At 70.0% G+C, this 3,731-nt stretch carries 4 protein-coding genes; all 4 read left to right on the forward strand.

From position 1 onward, the window contains the following. Positions 1-937: ABC transporter ATP-binding protein (locus VFZ39_RS16265; protein ID WP_330866836.1), on the forward strand; the 937-nt coding region annotated here is incomplete at its 5' end. A 64-nt stretch (positions 938-1,001) separates the two neighbouring features. Continuing rightward, positions 1,002-2,042 (forward strand): LLM class F420-dependent oxidoreductase, encoded by a 1,041-nt coding sequence (locus VFZ39_RS16270; protein WP_330866837.1) that lies wholly within the window; start codon positions 1,002-1,004, stop codon positions 2,040-2,042. After that, entirely contained in the window at positions 2,039-3,187 is a 1,149-nt protein-coding gene (locus VFZ39_RS16275; RefSeq protein WP_330866838.1) for an acyl-CoA dehydrogenase family protein, read from the forward strand. The genes VFZ39_RS16270 and VFZ39_RS16275 overlap by 4 nt, the downstream gene beginning before the upstream one ends. A 2-nt stretch (positions 3,188-3,189) precedes the next feature. Then, the coding region (locus VFZ39_RS16280) for an oxygenase MpaB family protein (RefSeq protein WP_330866839.1) at positions 3,190-3,731 on the forward strand (542 nt) is incomplete at its 3' end.

A 3,731-nucleotide genomic window follows, 5' to 3' on the forward strand; every position in this document is an offset into this window, starting at 1 on the left:
CGGCGGCTGGCTCTACATGCAGGGCACCGTGTCGCTGGGCGACGTCACCGCCGCCACGCTCTACGTTCAGATGCTGATCGACCCCGTCGACCGGATCGTGAGCTACCTCGACGAGCTCCAGATGGGCAGCGCGTCGCTGGCGCGGCTGCTCGGCGTCGCGCAGGTCCCCGACGACCGTCACGTGACGGGGGCGAAGCCCGAGAACGAGCAGCTCGCCGCCGACGACGTCCGTTTCGCGTACGTCGAGGGCCGAGACGTACTGCACGGGATCGACCTCGATGTGCGGGTCGGTGAGCGGGTGGCGATGGTGGGTCCGTCGGGTGCCGGCAAGTCCACGCTGGGGCGGCTGCTCGCAGGCATCCACCCGCCGCGGACCGGCGAGGTCACGGTCGGCGGCGTGGGCCTGGTGGAGCTGCCACTGTCCGAGCTCCGCGGCCACGTCGCACTGGTCACCCAGGAGCACCACGTGTTCGTCGGCACGCTGCGCGAGAACCTCGCCCTGGCCGCGCCCCCGGGCGCCGGCGACGACGAGATCCGTTCGGCACTGGACGCGGTCGACGCGCTCGACTGGGTGGACCAGCTGCCGGAGGGGCTCGACACCGTGGTCGGCTCGGGTGGTCGTTCGCTGACGGCGGCCCAGGCGCAGCAGGTCGCGCTCGCCCGGCTGGTGCTGGCCGACCCGCACACGCTGGTGCTCGACGAGGCGACGTCCCTGATCGACCCCCGCGCCGCACGCCACCTCGAGCGCTCGCTCGCGGCGGTGCTGCACGGCCGGACGGTGATCGCGATCGCCCACCGGCTGTTCTCCGCCCACGACGCCGACCGGGTCGCGGTCGTCGAGGACGGCACGATCTCCGAGCTCGGCTCGCACGACGAGCTGGTCGAGGCCGGTGGCTCGTACGCCGCGCTGTGGGAGTCCTGGCACGGGCGGCACTGAGTCATCGCGGCGTGCGGTGCACCCTTCCTTGCGATTGTGACAGCGTTACTGTCACGATGACGGGGTGAAGCTCTCCTACACGTTGATGTACGACGGCAACCCCCGAACGGCGGCCGACCAGGTCGCCGGGCTTGAGAAGGCGGGGATCGACGTCGTCTGGGTCGCCGAGGCGTACGGCTTCGACTCCCCGACCCTGATGGGGTACCTCGCCGCCCGGACCGAGACGGTCGAGATCGGCTCGGCGATCCTCAACATCTATTCACGCACGCCGGGCACGCTGCTCTCCACCGCAGCCGGGCTGGACAACGTCTCCGGTGGCCGGGCCGTCCTCGGTCTCGGGGCGTCCGGACCGCAGGTGATCGAGGGCTGGCACGGCGTCCCGTACTCCAAGCCTCTGGGGCGCACCGCGGAGATCATCGACCTGGTGCGCCGCGGGCTGAAGCGGGAGGTGCTCACCAGTGACGGCATCTTCACGCTCCCGCTGACCAAGGAGCACGGTGGCGTCACCGGCGTCGGCAAGCCGCTGAAGATGCTCACTCATCCCGAGCGCGACACGATCCCGATCTGGATCGCAGCGCTGGGTCCGAAGTCCGTCGAGCAGGCGGCCACCATCGCCGACGGCTGGATCCCCCACCTGTTCCACCCCGAGCGCGCCCACCTGGTTTGGGGAGACGCGCTCGTTGCCGGCGCCGCGAAGCGATCCGCCGAGCTCGGCCCGCTCGGCATCACCGCCGGCGGCATGGTCGCGATCGGCGAGGGACCGGAGACCAAGGCGCTGCTGGACTTCGCGCGGCCGCTGTTCGCCTTGTACGTCGGCGGGATGGGGGCGAGGGGGAAGAACTTCTACAACGACGTCGCGCGCGCGTACGGCTACGAGAAGGAGGCCGAGGAGATCCAGGACCTCTACCTCTCCGGCAAGAAGAAGGAGGCCGAGGCGCTGGTTCCCACTGACTGGCTCGAGGCGGCCAACCTGGTCGGCCCCGCGTCCTACGTGAAGGAGCGGATCGCGGCGTTCCGCGAGGCCGGGGTCACCCACCTCACGGTGATGCCGGCCAGCGACGACCCCGCGGCGACCGTCGCTCAGGTGAAGGAATGGGTCTCGTGAGCCACTACGTGCCCTTGTTCGAGGCCGAGCACGAGGACTTCCGCAAGACCGCGCGGACCTTCTTCGAGCGGGAGGTCGTGCCCCACCACGCGCAGTGGGAGAAGGACGGCATCGTCCCTCGCGAGGTGTGGCTCGCCGCCGGGGAGACCGGGTTGCTCTGCTTTGACGTACCCGAGGAGTACGGCGGCGCCGGCGTCACGGACTTCCGGTACAACGTGGTCCTCTCGGACGAGCAGACGAGGTGCGGCGCCTCGGGACCGGGGTTCTCGGTCCACAGCGACATCATCGTCCCGTACCTCACCAGCCTGGGGACCGACGAGCAGAAGCGACGTTGGCTACCCGGCTGCGTCAGCGGCGAGACGATCACCGCCATCGCCATGACCGAGCCGGGTGCGGGGTCCGACCTGCAGGGCGTGCGCACCTCGGCGGTCGACGGGGGCGACCACTACGTCCTCAACGGCTCGAAGACGTTCATCAGCAACGGCATCAACGCCGACCTGGTGATCGTGGTCGCGCGCACCGACCCGGACGCCGGCCACCAGGGCATCAGCCTGCTCGTGGTCGAGCGCGGGATGCCGGGCTTCGAGCGTGGCCGCAACCTCGACAAGATCGGCCTCCACGCCCAGGACACCGCCGAGCTCTCCTTCACCGACGTGCGCGTGCCCAAGGAGAACCTGCTCGGCGAGCAGGGCCAGGGGTTCGTCTACCTGATGATGAACCTCCCGCAGGAGCGGTTGATCATCGGCGCCCAGGCGGTGGCCGCGGTCGAGGCCGTCGTCGAGCTCTGCGTCGAGCACGCCAAGACCCGCGAGGCCTTCGGTCGGCCGATCGGGAAGTTCCAGCACAACCGCTTCCTGCTCGCCGAGATGGCCACCGAGGCCCGGATCGCGCGCGCCTTCCTCGACGACTGCGTGCGCAAGCATCTCGACGGGGACCTCACCCCGGTCGACGCCGCCATGATCAAGTGGTGGGCCACCGAGCTCCAGAACAAGCTCGTCAACCAGGGCGTCCAGCTGTTCGGCGGCTACGGCTACATGACCGAGTTCCCGATCGCCAGGGCCTTCCTCGACAGTCGAGTGTCGACGATCTACGGCGGCACCACCGAGATCCAGAAGGAGATCATCGGCCGGAGCCTGGGGATCTGACCGTGCGGCTCCCTCGTCGGCTGGCCCACCCGCGTCGCTGGGAGCACCTGCGCCGGATCCGCGGGCTCGACCCGGCCGCCGACTACGACGAGATCGTCCGGTTGACGATGCGGCACGAGTTCCCGTGGGACTACGTGCAGGGCGCCGGCATCGCGTTCATGCGCGACTACGGGGTGCCCTCGATCGCCAGGCTCCTCGACCGCACCGGTGAGTTCGAGCACGACGGAGTCAAGCGCTACGACGACACCTTGCTGATCGGCGAGGAGGCCGGCGCCGACGGGCTGGACTCGCCGCGCGGCCACGCCACGGCGCGCCGGCTGAACCGGATCCACGGCCACTACGACATCCCCGACGACGAGTTCGCCTACGTGCTGGCCACCACCATCGTCGGACCGGTGCGCTGGATCGACGAGTTCGGCTGGCGCGACCTCGACCCGGTCGAGGTCGAGGCGTTCGCGCGCTTCACCACCCGCTTCGGCGAGCTGATGGGCATTCCCGGGCTGCCCTCGACGTACGAGGGCTACCTCCGGCTGCTGCTCGACTA

The sequence above is a fragment of the Nocardioides sp. genome, from assembly GCF_036374615.1.
Lineage (GTDB): Bacteria > Actinomycetota > Actinomycetes > Propionibacteriales > Nocardioidaceae > Nocardioides.